The sequence below is a fragment of the Synechococcus sp. GEYO genome, assembly GCF_900473955.1.
Taxonomy (GTDB): Bacteria; Cyanobacteriota; Cyanobacteriia; order PCC-6307; family Cyanobiaceae; genus Synechococcus_C.
The window spans coordinates 233,180-252,521 of record NZ_UCNL01000008.1; the positions used below are offsets into that span (position 1 = coordinate 233,180).

Annotated in this window: 19 protein-coding genes; 7 read left to right on the top strand and 12 right to left on the bottom strand. The window is 56.3% G+C overall.

Translation table 11 applies throughout. The features are described 5' to 3' along the window. The first annotated feature begins 10 nt into the window (after nucleotides 1–10). The gene (gene coaD / locus DXY37_RS08385; RefSeq protein ID WP_115126490.1) at nucleotides 11–508 is read left to right on the top strand and encodes a pantetheine-phosphate adenylyltransferase; all 498 of its coding nucleotides are present in this window, start codon (nucleotides 11–13) and stop codon (nucleotides 506–508) included. After that, on the top strand, nucleotides 505–1,434 hold the full coding sequence (locus DXY37_RS08390) for a hypothetical protein (RefSeq protein WP_115126218.1): 930 nt from the start codon (nucleotides 505–507) through the stop codon (nucleotides 1,432–1,434). Before coaD ends, DXY37_RS08390 begins: the two co-directional genes overlap by 4 nt. Here DXY37_RS08390 and DXY37_RS08395 read toward each other — a convergent pair. From DXY37_RS08395 to DXY37_RS08420, 6 genes are all read right to left on the bottom strand, one after another. Then, nucleotides 1,379–2,680, bottom strand: a complete 1,302-nt coding sequence (locus tag DXY37_RS08395) for a D-alanyl-D-alanine carboxypeptidase/D-alanyl-D-alanine-endopeptidase (RefSeq protein WP_115126219.1) — start codon at nucleotides 2,678–2,680, stop codon at nucleotides 1,379–1,381. The two genes, DXY37_RS08390 and DXY37_RS08395, sit on opposite strands and share 56 nt — an antisense overlap. After that, a complete protein-coding gene (locus DXY37_RS08400; protein WP_115126220.1) occupies nucleotides 2,677–3,192 on the bottom strand; it encodes a DUF4330 domain-containing protein in 516 nt (171 codons plus the stop codon). Before DXY37_RS08400 ends, DXY37_RS08395 begins: the two co-directional genes overlap by 4 nt. Before the next feature lie 46 nt (nucleotides 3,193–3,238). After that, nucleotides 3,239–3,934: a DUF1995 family protein gene (locus DXY37_RS08405; protein ID WP_115126221.1), complete on the bottom strand. Its 696-nt coding sequence runs from the start codon at nucleotides 3,932–3,934 to the stop codon at nucleotides 3,239–3,241. A gap of 46 nt (nucleotides 3,935–3,980) precedes the next feature. After that, a complete protein-coding gene (locus DXY37_RS08410; RefSeq protein WP_371638028.1) occupies nucleotides 3,981–5,141 on the bottom strand; it encodes a cysteine desulfurase family protein in 1,161 nt (386 codons plus the stop codon). 7 nt (nucleotides 5,142–5,148) lie between these two features. Then, nucleotides 5,149–6,246, bottom strand: coding sequence for a diaminopimelate epimerase (dapF, locus tag DXY37_RS08415; RefSeq protein ID WP_115126223.1), 1,098 nt, complete (start codon nucleotides 6,244–6,246; stop codon nucleotides 5,149–5,151). Nucleotides 6,247–6,619: 373 nt separating this feature from the next. Further along, complete coding sequence (locus DXY37_RS08420) at nucleotides 6,620–6,784, bottom strand: hypothetical protein (RefSeq protein ID WP_206749760.1); 165 nt, start codon at nucleotides 6,782–6,784, stop codon at nucleotides 6,620–6,622. A 244-nt stretch (nucleotides 6,785–7,028) separates the two neighbouring features. On the opposite strand from DXY37_RS08420, the gene DXY37_RS08425 reads away from it, so the two are divergent. After that, on the top strand, nucleotides 7,029–7,250 hold the full coding sequence (locus tag DXY37_RS08425; RefSeq protein WP_115126491.1) for a hypothetical protein: 222 nt from the start codon (nucleotides 7,029–7,031) through the stop codon (nucleotides 7,248–7,250). Nucleotides 7,251–7,320: 70 nt separating this feature from the next. Next, nucleotides 7,321–9,957 (top strand): leucine--tRNA ligase, encoded by a 2,637-nt coding sequence (leuS, locus tag DXY37_RS08430; protein WP_115126225.1) that lies wholly within the window; start codon nucleotides 7,321–7,323, stop codon nucleotides 9,955–9,957. A gap of 7 nt (nucleotides 9,958–9,964) precedes the next feature. Here leuS and DXY37_RS08435 read toward each other — a convergent pair whose 3' ends face one another. Then, the gene (locus DXY37_RS08435; protein WP_115126226.1) at nucleotides 9,965–11,563 is read right to left on the bottom strand and encodes a glucose-6-phosphate isomerase; all 1,599 of its coding nucleotides are present in this window, start codon (nucleotides 11,561–11,563) and stop codon (nucleotides 9,965–9,967) included. A gap of 178 nt (nucleotides 11,564–11,741) precedes the next feature. Here DXY37_RS08435 and DXY37_RS08440 point away from each other — a divergent pair, with 178 nt between their 5' ends. Continuing rightward, nucleotides 11,742–12,470: a helicase DnaB gene (locus DXY37_RS08440; RefSeq protein WP_170951817.1), complete on the top strand. Its 729-nt coding sequence runs from the start codon at nucleotides 11,742–11,744 to the stop codon at nucleotides 12,468–12,470. Between the two features lie 17 nt (nucleotides 12,471–12,487). Here DXY37_RS08440 and DXY37_RS08445 read toward each other — a convergent pair whose 3' ends face one another. The 3 genes from DXY37_RS08445 to DXY37_RS08455 are packed head-to-tail and all read right to left on the bottom strand — an operon-like array spanning nucleotide 12,488 to nucleotide 15,425. Next, a complete protein-coding gene (locus DXY37_RS08445; protein ID WP_115126227.1) occupies nucleotides 12,488–13,405 on the bottom strand; it encodes a peptidoglycan recognition family protein in 918 nt (305 codons plus the stop codon). Next, nucleotides 13,387–15,084, bottom strand: a complete 1,698-nt coding sequence (locus DXY37_RS08450; RefSeq protein ID WP_115126228.1) for a M61 family metallopeptidase — start codon at nucleotides 15,082–15,084, stop codon at nucleotides 13,387–13,389. The genes DXY37_RS08445 and DXY37_RS08450 overlap by 19 nt, the downstream gene beginning before the upstream one ends. Beyond that, on the bottom strand, nucleotides 15,084–15,425 hold the full coding sequence (locus tag DXY37_RS08455; protein WP_115126229.1) for a DUF1257 domain-containing protein: 342 nt from the start codon (nucleotides 15,423–15,425) through the stop codon (nucleotides 15,084–15,086). Before DXY37_RS08455 ends, DXY37_RS08450 begins: the two co-directional genes overlap by 1 nt. Nucleotides 15,426–15,461: 36 nt before the next feature. Between DXY37_RS08455 and purN the strand changes: the two genes are divergently transcribed. Beyond that, nucleotides 15,462–16,121 (top strand): phosphoribosylglycinamide formyltransferase, encoded by a 660-nt coding sequence (gene purN, locus DXY37_RS08460; RefSeq protein WP_244276986.1) that lies wholly within the window; start codon nucleotides 15,462–15,464, stop codon nucleotides 16,119–16,121. On the opposite strand, the gene argC is transcribed toward purN, so the two are convergent. Continuing rightward, on the bottom strand, nucleotides 16,112–17,176 hold the full coding sequence (gene argC / locus DXY37_RS08465) for an N-acetyl-gamma-glutamyl-phosphate reductase (protein WP_115126231.1): 1,065 nt from the start codon (nucleotides 17,174–17,176) through the stop codon (nucleotides 16,112–16,114). The genes purN and argC overlap by 10 nt on opposite strands. 109 nt (nucleotides 17,177–17,285) lie before the next feature. On the opposite strand from argC, the gene ribBA reads away from it, so the two are divergent. Continuing rightward, complete coding sequence (gene ribBA / locus DXY37_RS08470) at nucleotides 17,286–18,899, top strand: bifunctional 3,4-dihydroxy-2-butanone-4-phosphate synthase/GTP cyclohydrolase II (RefSeq protein ID WP_136975577.1); 1,614 nt, start codon at nucleotides 17,286–17,288, stop codon at nucleotides 18,897–18,899. Here the strand turns inward: ribBA and DXY37_RS08475 are convergent. Then, nucleotides 18,887–19,315: a peptidylprolyl isomerase gene (locus tag DXY37_RS08475; RefSeq protein WP_370594392.1), complete on the bottom strand. Its 429-nt coding sequence runs from the start codon at nucleotides 19,313–19,315 to the stop codon at nucleotides 18,887–18,889. The genes ribBA and DXY37_RS08475 overlap by 13 nt on opposite strands. Between the last annotated feature and the right edge of the window lie 27 nt (nucleotides 19,316–19,342).

Here is a 19,342-nt window from a genome sequence, read left to right on the forward strand (position 1 = left end):
GGTTGTTGAGATGAAAGCGCTCTATCCAGGCAGCTTCGATCCTCTGACGCTTGGTCATCTTGATTTGATCGAACGCGGATCTTCCCTGGTGGAGGAACTCATCGTTGCGGTGCTTCAGAACCCTGGGAAATCACCCGCCTTCTCACTGGATGAGCGACTTCATCAGATCCGTCTCTCCACGAGCCATCTCAACAATGTGCGTGTGATCAGTTTTGACGGTCTCACCGTCGAATGCGCCAGATCCAATGGCACGCGACTCATCCTGCGTGGTCTGCGTGCGATGAGCGACTTCGAATACGAGCTGCAAATCGCCCATACCAACCGGTCACTGGATCCTGATTTTGAGACGGTCTTCCTCAGCACATCAGCTCACTACAGCTTTCTCAGCAGTTCAGTAGTGAAGGAAGTAGCTCGTTTCGGTGGATCTGTTGTTCATATGGTCCCGCCGGTGGTGGCGGAGGACCTCATGAGGTTCTTTAATTCGGCTTTCAACCAACCGCAGCGATGAGCGAGATCCGGTTCTCCGTAATCGACCAGCTCGACCAGCTCGAGGAGATCGTGCTGGAGGGAAGTCGCATCCCCTTCAGTGGTGGACGGCTCGTGAATGAGCAAGATGCAGTTGAGTTGCTTGACGCGGTGCGTGAAGCCATGCCCGCTCAGGTCGAGCAGGCTGACCAACTGCTCCAGAAGCGGGATGAGTTCATTTCCACTGCGCGTGCACAGGCCGACGAGATCGTCAACAAAGCCCAACAACAGCGCGAACAGCTTCTTGCTCAGGCATCCATCCGTCAGGAGGCGGAACGTCAGGTCAACGACATGCGTGAACAAGTTCGTCAGCAGTGCGAGCAGATGCTGCAGGGCGTTCGCCAGCAGTCCGCCCAGATGGAGCACGACATGCAGTCGAAGCACGCACAGCTTGAGCAGCAATTCGCATCCCGTCGCCAACAGCTTGAGCAGGAATCACTGCAACGCCGGCAACAGCTCGATCAGGAAGCCAACGAACTCAAGCAACAGCTAACTCAGCAGCATGAGCGCAATCGGCAGCAGTCACTCCAGGAGCTCGAGCAAATTCGTGTGGAAGGACTTCGCCTGCAGAAAGAAGCTCAGACTGAAGCGGAGCGACTGCATCAAGATGCTCTGCAGTTCCGACAGCAGACGCAGCAGCAATGTGAAACGCTGATTCAGCGCAGCCGCCAGGAAGCTGGGAATGTTCAGGACGGGGCCAACCGTTATGCGGAACAAACCCTCGGTGAACTCGAGCAGAGACTCAAAGAGATGGCTCAGGTTGTTCTGGCCGGACGTCATGAATTAGTCAAAATCCAAACGGGTCGACCGGAGTCATCCGAGGTTGAAGCCAAGGACGGCAAAACCGTCCCAATCAGCCGAGCACGCCGGGCCGCTTCACGGGTTCGACAGATGAGGGGCATGGGCTGAATCTCTTCACGGATCGAAGGATTTGCCCCATCACCGTATTGGGGCGTACCGATCCGTTGGAAATCATGCTCACGTACCTGGGTCCATCGACGGTCTGCAGATAACCGGAAATGCTGCGAACTCCGCTGATGGTTCCTGTCTTGCCTCTGAATCGACCGTCAAGAACGCTGCCTCGATACAAATTACGCAGGGTGCCTCTCTGTCCGGCAATGGCCATTGAGGCTTGGTAATAGGCGGAGAACGGGTGCTGATCCATGCGCATCAGCAGAGCAGCGATGGTGTTGCTCGTGACCCGATTGTTGCGTGAGAGACCACTGCCGTCAGCCACGCGCAGGCCCTGAACCGGCAGACCTTGCTCGAACATCCAGCGCTCTGTGGCCCGGGAGGCTGCCCTGACATCCCACAGACCAGAAGCCTGGCGCATGAGCACTTCTGCGGTGAAATTGTGGCTCTCAGTGTTGGCAAGACTAAGCAACGCGTGCATAGGAGCCGAGCTTTCCTCGTGCAACACGACCGTGTTCTGCTGCACAGCTGAAAGCGTTTCAGCAACAGGTTGACCCCTGTGGATCTGGACCGTTCCCCCGCGACGAAGCGCTTCTTGCTGGAACAGTCGCTGGAGACGCGAGTAGGGGTCACTAACAGCACCGCCAACGGCATTGCTGGTGAGGGCCAATCGTGTGATCGGAGCGCCATAGGCATAACCACGATCGGCAGGATGCCAATCGCTGGGCCACCAGTTACTACGTGGCTCTTCGCGCACCATCAGCTTCACGCCAGCGACTGAGTTGCCTCTGGCACCGCCTTGACGAAGGACGGCAAGAACGAATCGCTGAAGACCAGCGATACCGAGATCAGGATCTCCCTGGCCGTTCAGTTCAATCGAACCATCCGGTCTCTGGATCAAACGGGTTTTCAAGCGAAAATCCGGGCCAAGGCGATCGAGGGCGTAGGCCGTGCTGATGAGCTTTTGATTGGACGCTGGAATTCTTGGAACGGCACCGTTGATCGTTCCGAGGACATCTCCGTCGCTGTTGAGAACAGTGACGGACCAAACCCTCGCTTCACTACCAACATTGGATCTGAGAGCCGTTTGAAGAGCTGGACACGAACGACCTTGCTGCAACTGGGGGAGTGGCTGCTCGTTCGGTGGCGGCGGTGGCATCGTCAGCGGAACCAACTGACTGGCAGCCACGGGCATGGCGAGTGGAGTCAGAAGAAGTCCTGAGGTGAGGAACGCTGTTCTCATTGAAGGGAGACTCCACTAACAATTCCGTTCACCCGATAGAAACGGCCCTCAAGTTCTACAGGAATTCCCACTTTCAGCTTGGTGCCTGCCATCACAACACCGGACGAGGTCACGGTGGCGTCACCTTGGAGAACGAAACGGGCATCAAGCATGCCCTGAATCTCCCTGTTGGGGTCATCCGCCATCACAACGCTTCCATCTGGCAAGACGGATGCAATCTGGCGCCTGATGTCGTCAACCCTGATCAGTTGCACGCTTCCAGCGGGCTGATTGCGGATCACCAGTGATGTGCGGCCTGATTGGAGAGCTTTCGCAATGAATTGATCCGGATCCGCAGCACTGGTATTACGGACGTCCACGGTGACTTCAACCGGTTTGATGGCTCCTGTGGCCCTGGCGACCGTGTTACTGAGCTTTGGACTCCACAGAACACCTCCCACAGCCACGAGAGCAACAACCGCCGCGGCTGCGTCAATCACGGAGATTGATCGAAGGCGTTCAGAGAAGGCCATGGGAGAAAGCTTGAGACGGCAACACTAAAAGTGATGGGCATGGCAATCAACCACGCAGATCATCGATGAAACGATCCATCGCCCCGAGGGTCTGACTCAAACCGTCGACCGCACCGGCCAGGGCTTGGTCAATTTGTTCTTGATCTGGACGGACATCGAATTGCTTGACCCAGCGATATCCGTCCGAATCCTGTCGGAACAGTTCCCATTGCTGCTGATGTTCTTGCATCAGAGCACCTTGGAGAAAGGGTTCCAAATGAAAGGCCGATTGCCAGGTCGACATGAATCCCTTTCGACGCTGACGAGCCACGCTGCCGATTCCGACCGCAGCATCTTCAAGACGGCTGTTCAACAGCACGACCGGTTCAAACCACTGACTGCAGATTGCTTCGACGGTTTCGTAATCGCTGGGTTGAGCGCCGACGATCAACAACAGATCACCACGGCCTGCCCAAGCAGGGTCGCGTTGAAGCTGATTTAGATCAACGCAGCAGTCGGCAAGCTCGGGCCCATCACGCTTGGCCAGAGCTGCGGCTCCTGCATCTGGCCAGGCCAGGAGCAAGCCATTCCCGCTTTCCTTCAGGGCTTGAGACAGCCTGATCGAGGGCCCAAGCAACCGCAGACCCTCGAACTTCCAGGTCACTTGCCAGCGACCACGACGTTTGGAGCCAAGAACCTCACTCAGAGCAACGAAAGTCCGCTGTTCAGCTTCGGATAAGTCAGCAGGGAGAACGGCGCTCACCAGGCTCAGTCAAATTGTTTGGGCGGAGCGTACAGCCGCTGCAGCATCAACTGCAGAGTGACTGTTCAAGTCCGGCTTGGAAGCGATGCACAATCTCATCAAGGTGCTGACGCTCAATCCAGGGGCCAAGACTGAGTCGGACGCTGGATCGGCACTTGGTTTGAGGAAGCCCCATGGCAACCAAAACTGGGCTGTCGCTGTCTTTGCCAGAGGAACAGGCACTGCCACTGCTGACGGCCAATCCGCAGGCATCAAGACTGCGTACGAGCCGACGTCCTGACACAGGCTGGCCGTTGTGATCGCAGACCAGCAATGAAAGATGGTGAGGCAAACGGTTCTCTGGATCACCACATACCATCAAGCGTTCATCTGTCAGCAATCGGTCGCGTAAGGCATCGCGTAGATCAGCAACGCCGTGTCCTGATCGCGCGAGATCGGCTGAAGCACAGCACTCGATCTGATCGAGCGCAGCAGCCATCCCGGCAGCCAAAACGACAGATTCAGTCCCACTTCTGAGGCCACCCTCCTGGCCACCACCTGAAAAGAGCGGCATCAGCTCAGAGCGGTACGACTGACGCATCATCAAGAGGCCGATTCCTCTTGGACCTCCGCTTTTGTGGGCCGAAGCACTGAGCAAATCAACCGGTAAATGTTTCCAGCTGGGGAGGCCCTGGCTCAGCACCTGCGTGGCATCGGTATGAATCGTGATGCCCCTTGTTCTGCAAGCTTCTGCAACCTTCAGCAGGGGCTGAATCGTGCCCACTTCACCCTGGCCCCAGACCAGTGAGACCATCTGAGTGGGAGGCGCCAACAGCTCCTCCAGATATTCCAATTTGATCCTGCCCAGCTGATCAACAGGCCATTCGGTCACCTCCCAGCCGCTCTTGGTCAGCAGACGTGCCGCGCCTGTGACGGCGGGATGTTCCACCGAGGAGATCACAAGCCTGCCTGGCGAACGTGTTGCGGCGAGCCCATGAAGCGCAAGATGAATGGACTCGGTGGCTCCGGAGGTGAAAACCACGTCGCTGTGATCTGCACTGAGTTTTTCAGCAATCTGAAAGCGAGCCCTCTCCAATGCTTCAGAGGCTTTCAGACCAAATCCATGAAGGCTGGAGGGATTAGCCCAGGCCTGATCCTGGGTCTCGATCATGCGTTGAAGCACCCCCGGTCTGAGGGGTGCAGTGGCGCAAGCATCGAGATAAATCACACGTCTCTCAGGATTGGGAATCGCGTTGGAGTCGCGAGAGCGTTCGCTGTTCGAGGGACTCCGTGGCGATGTTGATCATCGAATCCAGCGAGTTGGAAGCAAGGAATTCCTGAACTCTGGACTGGGCTTCCTCCTCAGAACAGTCTTCAGCTGGTTGGCGGTTCTCGGCCTCACTGCTGGCTGCCTTAAGAGACGCTGCTTGTTCAGCCTCTACCAATGTTCCATCAGTGGTTGAACTCTGAAACGGGACGAGTTCAGGATTCAGAACACCATCGAACACTGCAACAGCTGGTCCAGTCATAAACACTGATGCACCAGGCTTCTCCCAGCTGATCTGAAGAGGCCCTCCTGGCAGCTCAACGGTGGCCTGTCGATCGCTAAGACCAAGCAGAACAGCAGCCACAAGCGTGGCGCAGGCACCGGTGCCACAGGCAAGCGTAGGACCAGCACCTCTTTCCCACACTCTGATTTCGAGCTGAGAACGACCGTGCACCTTTAAAAAATGCACATTGGTTTTGGCCGGAAACACCTCGTGGCACTCGAGCTCTGCTCCCCAGCGTTCAAAGGGAATGGCGTTGAGATCATCGACGAGAACGACAGCATGAGGGTTTCCCATGCCCACAGCGGCTAGGGAAAGAGTGTCTCCATCAAGGGTGAGTTCACCCACCGGAAGACCCGTTGAGTCAGCATTGAGCGTGGTGGGGACAGAAGCGGGATCAAGGAAAGGAGCTCCCATATCCACACGGATCTGACCATCGTTCTGAAGTTCCGGGATGATCAAACCAGCGGGTGTTTCGATCGACCACCGACGACCTGGACTATCCCCATCACTGTCAGCGAGGAAACGCGCAAGACATCGAATTCCATTGCCGCACATCTCCGCTTCCGAGCCATCAGCGTTGAAAATGCGCATGCGCAGCTCGGCATCGCCTTCCGGAGGGAGAGCCAAGATCAAACCATCCGCTCCGATGCCAAAGCGTCGATCGCAAAGGCGTTGGACCCAGCCTGGATCTGGGGTATGAATTTCAACGGACAATTGCCCGGAACGTCCCTCCATCAAGATGAAGTCGTTGCCCAGCCCTTGATATTTGCTGAATGTCAGCATTCAGAACAACCCTGTGATACCAACACGTTACAGGATTTCGAAAACTGATATTCGATCCTCAATCCTGCTCAACTCAGTAGCTCTGCGGAGTGATGCTGACGGATTCCGAGCTTTACATCTCAACCTCTTGAAGATCTCGAGTCAAGTTGTTGATGACAGAACAGCCCAACCTGCGAGCATTGCCACCAGGGGCAAAACCAGAAGAAGCTAAAAATTCAACAAAATAATCCCTGAAATACATCATTAATTTAATAGAAGAACCTAATATACGAGAGGTATCGATTCAAAGATTGCAGCGCAAAGCCGAATCAAACGATACGTTCATCAATAGTGCGATGCAATCTCAGAATCGCAATTCTGCAGATCGCCTTGACTAGGTCACTGTCCAGAAACCGCTGTAAAACCAGTCATTAATGAATTTATCAAGCTCTTGATCGGTGTCACAGCCACTCTCACTAATCAGCTCATCATCTGAATCTAATTTGCGAATTTCATAAAAATCTTCAGGTGTAAAATCACCTTCATCCAGCTGATCCAACATCGAGGCCCACTGATTCGTGAGCGCGATGAGTAACTGCTCTCTTGTCTCAGTGGCTAAGTTCAAAACAAGACCGTGATCAGTGCTTCGGTGGTTCTTCCAGACGTGTTGTCGTCTCGTTAGGTCAAGACAGATTCAGTCTGAAGGATCAATCGCTCACAAGACAGGCATCCCCGAGGACTAATTGACGTTGCCAAGCGTCTTTGCTGGAGTGCGGACAACATTCCGTTTTCCCTTCCACACCATGGAGTCAACGGGCTTCGATCCCAGCTTGCCCGGTATCCGGTTGATTCAGTCGTGGATTCGTGAGCAGCGAGTGCTCGGGATCGAGCTGAATGATGGACGCAGATTGGATGGCTGTCTTGCCTGGCAGGATCCTCAGCACTTCGCACTAAAACGGGAAGACAGCAACCATCCCGTCTTGATCAATCGCCAGGCGGTTCTCACCATTCGCCCTTTGGCCTGAGTGACTTCGAGGCGGCTTCCAGAGGAAGGCCTCAAGCTGTGTCACGATCTCTCGCAGGTGTTTTCCTGATGTGACAGCCCCGCAGTCCTCGTCCATGCCCGAATCCAGCTCGGGACTGTCCGATCGCTACGACCCCTCCCTTCTCGAAGAACAGTGGCAGCGCAAATGGGACCAGGAAGCGCTTTATCAAACACAGGATCCCAGGCCTGACCAGAAGGCGTTTTATGCGCTTTCGATGTTTCCATACCCTTCCGGCAGCCTCCATATGGGGCATGTTCGGAATTACGTGATCACCGATGTCATCGCTAGAGCTCAGCGGATGCGCGGTGACGCTGTGCTGCATCCGATGGGCTGGGATGCCTTCGGTTTGCCTGCTGAAAACGCGGCGATCGAACGCAATGTTGACCCTGGCGTCTGGACAGACCGCAATATCGATCAGATGCGAAGTCAACTTGGTCGCCTAGGGCTATCGATTGACTGGTCTCGGGAACAGGCCACATGCCATGAGGACTATTACCGCTGGACGCAATGGCTTTTTCTTGAGTTGCATTCAGCAGGTCTGGCCTACCAGAAGGAAGCAACTGTCAACTGGGACCCCATAGACCAGACGGTGCTTGCTAACGAGCAGGTTGATTCCGAGGGGCGTTCCTGGCGATCCGGTGCGCTGGTCGAGCAGAAGAACCTGACGCAATGGTTCCTGAAAATCACCCAATACGCAGATGCTCTGCTCGAAGACCTGGATCAGCTGCAGGGATGGCCTGAGCGGGTCCGAACGATGCAGGCCAATTGGATCGGACGCTCCATCGGGGCAGAAATCGACTTCCAGGTCGAGGGCCACAACGACGCAACGATCACCGTGTTCACCACCAGAGCCGACACACTGTTTGGTGTCAGCTATGTGGTTCTGGCACCTGAACATCCACTCGTCGATGCTCTGACCACTGCGGATCAGAAAGAATCCGTTGAAGCATTCCGCGATTTGGTCAGCGATCTGTCCAACGATGAGCGCACAGCGGATGATCGTCCCAAGCGGGGTGTGGCCACCGGTGCAGAAGCGGTCAATCCAGCCAACGGTCAGAAGGTTCCGATCTGGGTTGCTGACTACGTTTTAGCGGAATACGGAACCGGAGCTGTCATGGGAGTTCCCGCCCATGACGAACGCGATTTCCGTTTCGCAAAAACCTACGAGCTGCCCGTGCAGCGTGTCATCCAGATGGATGGCACTGATGAACACTCCAATGACGGTGAGGCCTGGACAGGCCCTGGAACCCTTGTCAACAGCGGAGCCTTTGATGGCCAGAGCAATGACCAAGCCAAGCAGGCCATCACCGAACACGGCGCAATAAAAGGATGGGCACGAGCAAAGCGGCAGTACAGGCTGCGAGATTGGCTGATCTCGCGTCAGCGCTACTGGGGTTGCCCAATTCCAATCATTCATTGTGCGGACTGTGGCGCCCAACCGGTTCCAATAGATCAGTTGCCGGTGGCTCTGCCCAAAGACGTGAATCTTGCCGGCAAAGGTGGATCACCTCTCGCCGCACTCGATGACTGGGTGAATGTTCCCTGCCCAATCTGTGGGAAACCGGCACGACGCGAGACGGACACCATGGATACCTTCATGTGTTCTTCCTGGTATTTCCTGCGCTTCGCTGATCCGCAGAACTCCGATCATCCATTTGAGAGCGAGGCCGTCAAAAAGTGGCTGCCTGTTCAGCAATACGTCGGAGGCATTGAGCACGCCATTCTTCACTTGCTGTACTCGAGATTTTTCACCAAGGCCTTGAAGGATCGCGGCTTGATCTCGATCAATGAGCCCTTCGAGCGCCTCTTGACCCAGGGAATGGTGCAAGGGGTGACCTACCGCAATCCACGGACGGGGAGATATGTCACTCCCGCCCTGGTGGTCGACCCCGGTACTCCGAGGGACCCCGACGACGGCGAGGAGCTTGAGGTGCTGTTCGAAAAAATGTCCAAGTCAAAGCACAACGGAGTCGATCCAGCACTGGTGATTGACCGCTATGGAGCAGATACAGCTCGGATGTTCATCCTTTTCAAAGCGCCGCCGGAGAAGGATCTTGAGTGGGATGACGCCGATGTGGAAGGTCAATTCCGTTTCCTTCAACGTCTTTGGCGGCTCGTTGACAGCGTCAGCAAACTGACAGCTCCGGATCAACTATTAAGCAACGACGTTTCAGGCATTCCCGCAGAGCTGTCTGAATCTGAAACAGAAATTCGACGGGCTGTTCATCTGGCTATTCAGGCTGTCAGTGATGATCTCAGCGGCGAGTTCCAGTTCAATACCGCGATATCGGAGTTAATGAAACTGTCGAACAGCCTTTCTGGAGCTGTGCTTGATGCATCAAGGCCGGTACAGGTGGAAGCGATGGGAGCGCTGATCAGGCTGCTAGCTCCATTTGCTCCACACCTTGCAGAGGAATTTTGGTTCCGACTCGGAGGACAGGGCAGTGTTCATCTCCAGACCTGGCCTCAGCATGACCCTGCTGCACTCGTGCAAGACACGGTTGATCTGGTGATTCAGGTCAAGGGAAAGGTCCGAGGAACCATTCAGGTTCCAGCTGAGTGCGACAAAGACACGTTGGAGGCCCTTGCTCTGGCCAGCGATGTGGCCAAACGCTGGTTGGAGGGCAAACCCCCCAGGAGGGTGATTGTTGTGCCAGGGAAGCTGGTGAATCTGGTGCCGTCCTGACGGCCAATCAGCACTTACTGAAACGCAGAGTTGCCGGTTTGTTCCAGTCACCCTGTGCCTGATAGCCCCGGTTATTGCCGGTGAGATGACGCACAATCCAGAAGACGGCTTCAACCGATCCCTCGCCGATGGCCTGCTGGATTTCCACGACCGAGCGGGACACCCCATCACTGAGCACGTCCTCAACCTGAAGCTGGAGTTTGAGGATCGCAGCTGCTGCCTTCTTGCCGGCTTCCACACCAGGCTGGTGATAGGCATTGACGTTGACCAGTTCTCCGTAAAAGCCAACGGCACGTTCGAACAGAGCAATCAGAGCGCCGAGTCGGCGGGCATCGAACTGACGCATGCTGATACTCAGACTCTGACGGCCTCCCTCTGTGAGAGCTGAACGGGTTCCTTGTACGAAGCCATCAAGAAAGTCCCCAGGCCGCTCGCCATTGATCTCAGGAATGTCCTCCACATCGCGAAGCACTTCGACGAAGGTCACGAAGAAATTGTCGACACCATCTCGTAGCTGCTGAACGTATGCGTGTTGATCCGTTGATCCCTTGTTGCCATAAACGGCGATGCCCTGATGGGCCACATCACCATTGCGATCGAGGCGCTTGCCGAGGGACTCCATCACCAACTGCTGCAGGTATCGACTGAACACCTCCAGGCGATCTCGATAGGGGAGCACCACCATGTCGCGCTTGCCCTTGCCTCCCCCCGCGCAGTACCAAGCTGCTGCCATCAGAGCTGCAGGGTTGCGGCGCACATCATTTACACGAGTGGCTTCGTCCATCTGAGAAGCACCTGCCAGGAAGCTGCGGATGTCAGATCCGATCAAAGCTCCCGGAACCAGGCCAACAGCACTGGTGATGCTGGTGCGTCCGCCGACCCAGTCGAACATGTCGAAACGCTGCAGCCACTGTTCAGCAACGGCCTGCTGGTCGAGCTTGCTGTCAGCCATGGTGATTGCCACAGCCTGAGCCGACCATTGACCTCCGACTGCTTCCAAGCGATGACGTGCCTGCTCCATCCCGAGATGGGGCTCGGGTGTACCACCCGACTTGCTCACCGTTACAACCAAGGTAGTGCGTAGAGCATCGCCAAGCTCAGCGAGCACCCGACTCATTCCATTCGGATCCACATTGTCGAAAAAGTGAAAAGGCAGTCCGACACCGTTCTCCTGAAGGGCACGGATCATCAGCAAGGGGCCGAGTCCACTGCCACCAATGCCGATCCAAAGAACATCCGTGAAGGGTTGACCGGTCGGAGACTTGATCGTTCCATTGATCACCGCCTTGCCGAACTGCTCAATCTGATCAATTTCAGTGGAAATGTGCTGACCCACTTTTGGATCAGGAGCCAGTTGAGGATGCCTCAGCCAATAGTGACCAACCTGACGATTTTCGTCGGCATTGGCGATGGCACCGTTCTCAAGGGCCTTCATGGCCTCAAAAGCCTTCTCCAGTCTGGACGTGAGCTCTTCAAGCTGAGCATTGTTCAGGTGCATGCGGCTGACATCCAGCCACATTCCGAGGTCCTCGTGATGCCAGAGAAGATCACAGAATCTCTGCCATTGAATCTGGGCATCAGTGGCACTGAAATCCGGGAAACTCATCTAATGGAGAGAACTCTCTGTGCCGAAGTTATCCAGGATCCTGCGGAATGCCCATGAACTGAGACACCACGGCTAATCTCCGTCAATGCTTCCTGACAGGCTCAATTTCTGCTCCGTAATGGTCCCGAGAGCGATCACTAGCCTTACAGCCCTGGCCATCACGGCTGTTGCCGTTTCCATGACGGGTTGGCCTCTTCTGCGTGGAATCAATCCCCACAGCGACTTAGCGCAGTCATCCTCACCCCTGTCTCAAGAGAGTGATCCCGATCCGACCGATTTCAGTGCCGAAGAGCTCGAACATCTGCAACGCCGGTTTGGCGTCCACGGACCTCAGACGCAACTGGCTCAATTGTTCACCCGAGGGGTGGATCAGCTCCAACCTCTGCGTGCCAACACCCTGTCGAGACTGCACAGGTTGAAACCTGTGATCCAAAGAGAAGCGGGTCGCCACAGGATCAATCCGATGTTGATCACGGCCATTCTCTTCGACGAAATTCAGCACTCCAAACCAGGAGAAGATCTGCCGTTCGTCGTTCACTCAGGTCTTGTAGAGACGCATGGTCCTGCGCAGCTAGGAATCAGTGAGCTGATCCATCAAGGGCGGCTTCCTGTCGATCCCTCCCCGCAGCAGATTGCAGCTGCCCGCGACCTGCTGATGGATCCAGATGCCAACGTGGAGCTGCTGGCGGCGAAGCTGGCGCGACTGAAAGGTGAGCTCGGACTGGAGCGAGAAGCAATCCTGATTGCAAGCCGGTCCTATGTCGATGCCAAAGCCATTGCCACCCTGGCCTACTTGCATAACGGCAAATTGGATTATCCCGCCAGGGTCCTGCGCTATATGCAAGACCCTGCACTTCATGGACTGATCTATTCCACGATCCGTCCGGCACCACTTCCTGTGATCTGAACAGCTGCCGCCTTTGCCTACGCCTGGCAGAGCTTGCCTAGGGCAGCGAGGCGATTCTGGAGTTCAGACCAGGAGAAGCTGCGGGGATCAGCCCGTGCTCCACCCAGGTCAACATGACGGTGGGTGGTGATCGCAGCAGGATCGATCTCAAAGCGTTCGAGCCATCCATCCAGAACAAGAGCCAGGGCGTCGTACTGAGCGGCCGTGTAACCGCTGTGGTCGCCATAGCTGCCATGCCCATCATCCGGTGTTTCAAGACTGAGATGGAGTGCAAAATTGTTGACAGAGCCATCGAACTCTGCATTGGTGACGGCCCACTCACCGAGAAACGCAGAGTATCCAGCGCCATAGGCCCGTTTGAGTGGATCCACCACATCCACGATCGATCCATCCAGACCGACCAACGAGTGATAGCTGATTTGATCCTCATCACGGGGATGGGGGGTCAGAAATGTGTTCACCGCTGAACTGAGGGAATAGACCGTTTCATGCAGGACCACAACCCGAGGAGCAGGGTTGATGGCCTGGCCCCAAGGGTTGCTGCGGAAGCGATCTCCGTAATTGGTTGGGTCAGCAGGAATGGATTGGCGCAGCTGAGGCAGTTTGCGGCGCTTGGCGAGAAGTCGACTGCGCGTCGACTGATCAATCCCCGAACACTGCCGGGCAAGAGGTGATGACCAGGCCGAACCTTTTGGAGCATCAGGTTGCTGTCCGGGCAGGACCTTGTCCGGATCAGAGTCGCGAGCGACCTCATCCAACAAATCCAACAGGGAAGGCTTACGAGCGACTCCTTCAGTGGACTTTTCTGCGGTGAAGCCAACCAACGAAAGCACTAGCACCAGCGTGGATGTTGTCGCCAGCAGAATTCCAGCTCCTGGATGGCGCAGCAAGCCAAGAGACTTGAGCCACACACGGTTCAGATGATCTGGAACCATTGATCGCGGAGCAAACGAGCCTCCCTGGACGCACCAGGGTCCCAGGCCAATCGGTGGCGTTCCACCCCGGCCTTCTTCAGGAATAGCTCCGTGCTGGCAATCCGACCACGACGGCTGTAGATCACCTGACATTGCTCCGAACCTTGCAGCAGCTGCTGGCTGCGTTTCAGGTTTCGGCAACGCCATTTCCTGAGTGACAGCAACTCATCGCCTGCAACCAGACCAGCGGATTCAGCGGAACCAGACGACACCGTGCGATCAATCCACACACTTCCATCCGATTCACGCAGGGTCCATCCCGCATCGGGATGAGCTGCCATCACAGGCTCGAGCGCAAGGCCAAGGGCTTTCAGACAGGACACGACCGGGATCGAGCCACAGTCATCGAGCCAAGTTGGCAGTTGTGTGGCCAGTTCAGCGGAGTGGGCCGAGATGACCTCCATCAAATCGCGGCGGGTATAACCCCGCCCATGGATGCCAAGTCGGGCCCACAACAAACGCAGGGTTTCAGCCAGAGACCCACCGACCTCACGCAAGCGCACATCGAGGCAGAAGGCCAATGCGGTTCCCAGCCGGTAATAACTGATCTGACTCCGGGCATTGGCGGGGGACTGCTTGTAAAGCCGCACCCAGGCCTCCCGCGAGCTGTCAGCCAGGGACTGAATGCCGGTGCCTGGATTTAACAGCACATGAGAAAGATCCGCAGCCAGATCTTCGAGCAGATCCAGACGACTGGAAAAACCGGAAAGCAGAGGCAAGGCCAGGTCGAAATAACTGGTGATGCCTTCAGCAAACCAAAGGCCCTCACTGATCACGGGCCGGTCGTAGCGGTAGGGAACGTATTCACTCGGTCGAAGTCGTCGAACGTTCCACTGATGCAGATATTCATGGCCAATCAGCTGCAACAAACTGCGGGTTCCGCCCTCTTCCAGTAGGCGAGTCCAGGGGAACTGCATCACCGAAGAGTTGTCGTGCTCCAAGCCTCCGTAACCCTGATCCAACAGTTGCAGCACCAGCTGATAAGGCTGTCGAGAAGGTGGGTCGCAATCCATCAGATCGCACACTGATGAGCAGATGGATTCGATCTCCGCTGGCAGCGTTGTTGACCATCCCGAAGGCGGAGAGCCGATCAACACCAGTTCATGAGACACGGTCCTGACGTTCAGCATCTCGATATGAAGCTCACCGGCATGGACCGGTGCGTCGACAAGATGGTCGAAGTCTTCAGCCCAAAAGTAGTTGTTGTTTCTTGGCAACGGGCAGACCACGGACCAAGAGCTAGGAACCAACACCTCCAAAACGTGTGGATTCCAGCGTTGACCCTCCACCAACATCACGACTGCTGAAAGGCAGAGTGACGCAAACACGGGATCGACGTGATTGGTGCGGACGGTCAGCTGCCTCGCTTCTAGGGCGTAGCGCAACGTGATCGGTTCTGAAACATGGCAATCCAGGTCCCATGTCTCCGGTGAACGGCGACGGGGGACGAGAACTTCCCCAGCCTGCTCAACGGTGAGGCTGTGAAGATGCTGGGAGGGATCCCGGACGGTGTATGACCCCGGAGTCCAAACAGGCAGGGTCCAGGTTTGCCGAGCCTGAGTAGGACTCCATCGAAGTTCGACCCAGAGAAGCTGTGAAGCAGGAGTGCCGAGATCGAGCGCAACGTGAACGTCGGCCATCAGATGCCGGCAGTAACCGTCTCAGCGTCAAGAAACTCCGCCTGCCGCAAGGCCTGATGAATGGCATAACGACGCAAGACACGTCGCAGAGCGGGTTCGGTCTGTCCGGAACCCTGAGGTGCGGCTAAGTCCGCCACCAGATCGAAATGGGGTTGGTTATCACTGTGTTTCCAGCCCAGCTGCAGACCGGATGGATGCACGGCGGCAAGATCAACCGACTGATGCGTGTCGAAGGAGCTCACTACTCCACCTCGAAAGACCTTGAATCCTTCGCTGCAGAGAGCGATCTCAAGCAGATCGAGATCGGTCACCAATGTGGGCAGGATGGTCAAATGGGACATGTAATCGGAATGCCCTCGCAATCTGACCCTAGCCAGATGGACAGCGAGTGTTATCCCGCGTTGATCGTTCCAGCGATCGGGACTTGGCCCAGGTTTGATTCACCCTTGCGACTGGGGGTGATGGCCTCAGGAACAGGAACCAATTTCGAAGCGCTTCAAAGCGCCATCGCCTGCGGCGACCTGGATGCCCAGATCCGTGTCCTCGTCGTGAACAAAGCCGGCTGTGGAGCCCGTGATCGAGCCGAGCGCCTGGGGATCCAGTGTGAGCTCAGAGACCACCGCCTGTTTGCAAGCAGAGAGGAGATGGATCACGACTTGGTGCGCACGTTCCAGAACGAAGGTGTTGAAGCCGTTGTCATGGCCGGATGGATGCGCATCGTGACCCCGGTGCTAATCGATGCCTTCCCAGGCCGATTGCTCAATATCCATCCCTCCCTTCTCCCATCTTTTAAAGGCATGGATGCGATCGGTCAGTGTTTGAGCTCAGGCGTGACCGTGACTGGCTGCACGGTGCACGAAGTGCTGAACGATGTGGATGCCGGCCCAATCGTCGCTCAGGCTGCCGTCCCAATCCTCAGTGATGACACCAGGGATCGACTCAGCCGACGCATTCAGGTGCAGGAACACCGTTTGCTTCCCTGGGCGACGGCCCTTGCCGGTCAACGCTGGAGAACAGCAGCAGCAACTCAGGGATAAAAGGGTGCCAATGGGAGGCCTTCACTGACCGGTAGTCCCGCCATCAGGTTCAGACACTGCACCCCTTGGCCAGCCTGTCCTTTCATCAGGTTGTCGACGGCACTCATCAGCACCAGACGACCTGTGCGCCCATCCACCTGCACCGAAAGAAGAGCCAGATTGGTGTGCCTGGCCCATTTGGTGGCTGGATAGGTTCCCACAGGCAACACGCGGACGCAGGGATGGTGGCGATACACTGCTTGAAGAACTGTTGTGCAGTCTTCGGCGGTGAGGCCGGGATCCCTTAATCGTGCGTAAACCGTCGAGAGAAGACCTCTGACCATCGGCACGAGATGAGGGGTGAACTGAATCTGAATGGGGCATCCCGCAACGCTGCTGGCGAGCTGTTCGATTTCCGATGTGTGGCGATGCCCCACAACGCCATAGGGACTGATCGACTCTGATGCTTCGGCCAATAGCAGATTCTCTTTAGCAGCCCGACCGCCTCCGGACGTGCCGGTTTTGGCATCGATGATCAAACCTTCGGTCTCAATCAGCCCCTGTTTGAGGAATGGCAACAGGGGCAGAAGGCTGGTGGTGGGAAAACATCCTGGAGCTGCCACAAGCCTGGCCTCGGCAATCTCAGGGCCATGCCACTCAGGGAGCCCATACACCGCTTCTTTGCAGAGATCAGCGTCAGTGCGCTTGTGGGTTCTTGCCTCATGCACATACACCGAAGCCCAGTGATCAAGGCTGCGGTAGCGGTAATCAGCGGAAAGATCCACCACCCTGACGCCCTGATCGAGCAGAGGAGGCACAAGCTGACTCGCCAGGCCATTAGGAAGACTCAACACCGCAAAATCAGCGGCAGCGGCGATGCGATCCGGATCCGGGCTGTCCACGGTGAGGTCTTCACCAAGCGGCAGGAACGGGCAAATCTCGCTCCAGCAGCGACCTGCAGATCGCTCACCCCCCAAGTAGGTGATGTCAAACCCTGCGTGGGCGTTCAGGAGGCGAAGGGTCTGTAGACCTCCGTACCCGGAGGCACCAACCACAGCAACCCGTTGAATCCCCATTCCGGCGATGGCACATCGATCGATCGTACCGACGTCGATAATGGGTAAAGATTTAAGGACACCTGGACCGCTGCCCGATTCCGTTGCTCATACCGAGGGAGCTTCTCCCATGTTCGATTCCATTCCAGATGCACTCGCGGCTATCCGAAATGGAGAGTGCATTGTGGTTGTGGACGATGAACGCCGGGAAAACGAAGGGGATCTGATCTGTGCAGCACAGTTCGCCACCCCCGAACAGATCAACTTCATGGCCACTGACGCGCGTGGTCTGATCTGTCTCGCCATGGAGGGGGAACGCCTGGATGCACTTGATCTGCCACTGATGGTGGATCGCAACACCGATTCCAATCAGACAGCTTTCACGGTCAGCATTGATGCGGGCCCTGAGAATGGCGTCTCCACAGGGATCTCAGCGGACGACCGCTCTCGCACAATCCAGGTGGCGATCCAACCAGGTTCCAAGCCATCGGATCTGAGGCGACCCGGACATATTTTCCCGCTCAGAGCTCGGCCAGGAGGTGTTCTCAAGCGAGCAGGGCACACCGAAGCGGCAGTGGATCTCGCCCAGATGTCGGGCCTCTATCCATCCGGTGTCATCTGTGAAATCCAGAATCCGGATGGCTCAATGGCACGGCTTCCGGAGCTGACGATCTATGCCCGTGAACGCGGGCTGAAGCTGATCAGCATTGAAGATCTGATTCGCTACCGCCTCGATAACGAACGCTTTGTGGTGCGATCGGCTCAGTGCTCACTACCAACGGAATTCGGATCATTCCTCGCCATTGGTTATTCCAATGAGCTGGACGGCAGTGAGCACGTCGCACTCGTCAAAGGCGATCCCAACAACCTGAGCGAACCGGTGCTGGTGCGGATGCATTCCGAATGCCTCACGGGTGATGCCTTCGGATCCATGCGTTGCGACTGCCGTGCCCAGCTGCACACTGCGATGAAGCACATTGAAAAAGAAGGTGAAGGCGTTGTTGTCTATTTGCGCCAGGAAGGAAGGGGCATCGGTCTAATCAACAAGTTCAAGGCCTACAGCCTGCAGGAGGGAGGTCTCGACACCGTTGAAGCCAACGAGAAGCTCGGATTTGCACCTGATCTGCGCAATTACGGAGTCGGGGCGCAGATTCTCAGCGACCTTGGGATTCACCGGCTCAATTTGCTCACCAACAACCCCAGAAAAATCGCAGGCCTGGGCGGCTATGGCCTTGAAGTGGTGAATCGAGTGCCGATGAAGCCTCCGATTGGTGATTTCAATGCCAGATATCTGGCCACCAAAAAAGAAAAGCTGGGGCATTTGCTGGATGCCATCGAACTCAGCTCTCACTGGGTTCTCTGTCTCGACAGCAACTCCACGGATGACGGGGTTCTTTCTGATCTGTTGCACCGTGTGGAACAGATCAGCGAGAGAAGTGGCCTTCAGTTACATGCCGAACAAGGACCACGCTTGCTGGCCTTGTGGGAACGACCACGCTTCGTCTGGTCGCTGCAGGTCTCAGAACCCGACACGGCTTCGATCAAGTCGATGTTGATCACAATGGCGGGTTGGGCGGAAACATCAAGACTTGGTCTGCTCCACACCGTGAACGAACAGCAGATCACTCACCCTCCCCAAACACTGGAAAGAAAGGAGCTCAAACGCAGCTCACTGGCTGATGCGTCACAGGACACAGCCTGGTTCCCCGAGGGAAACCAGGCCGCCTTACTTCACTGGTCCTGAACGGTGACCTTTTGGATGCGTGTGCCGTTTTTGATGGCCATGACCACGTCCATATCACCGGTCAGTCCGAAGACGGTGTGAACACCATCTAGGTGAGGTTGAGCGTCATGGACGATGAAAAACTGGCTGCCTCCTGTATTGCGACCGGCATGAGCCATAGACAGGGCACCAGGAACGTGCTTTTTGCTGTTGATCTCGCAATCGATCATGTAACCAGGACCGCCTGTACCAGGAGTTCCTCGTGAACCCTCACGGCTATTGGGGCATCCACCCTGAGCCATGAAACCGTCGATCACTCGGTGGAAGGCAAGCCCGTCATAAAAGCCATCACGCGCAAGCTTGACGAAATTGGCAACGGTGTTGGGAGCGTCCTGTTCGAACATCTCCAGCTTGATATCGCCGGCGTCCGTGGACATGAGAACGGTCGTCAAGGCGTCAATCCG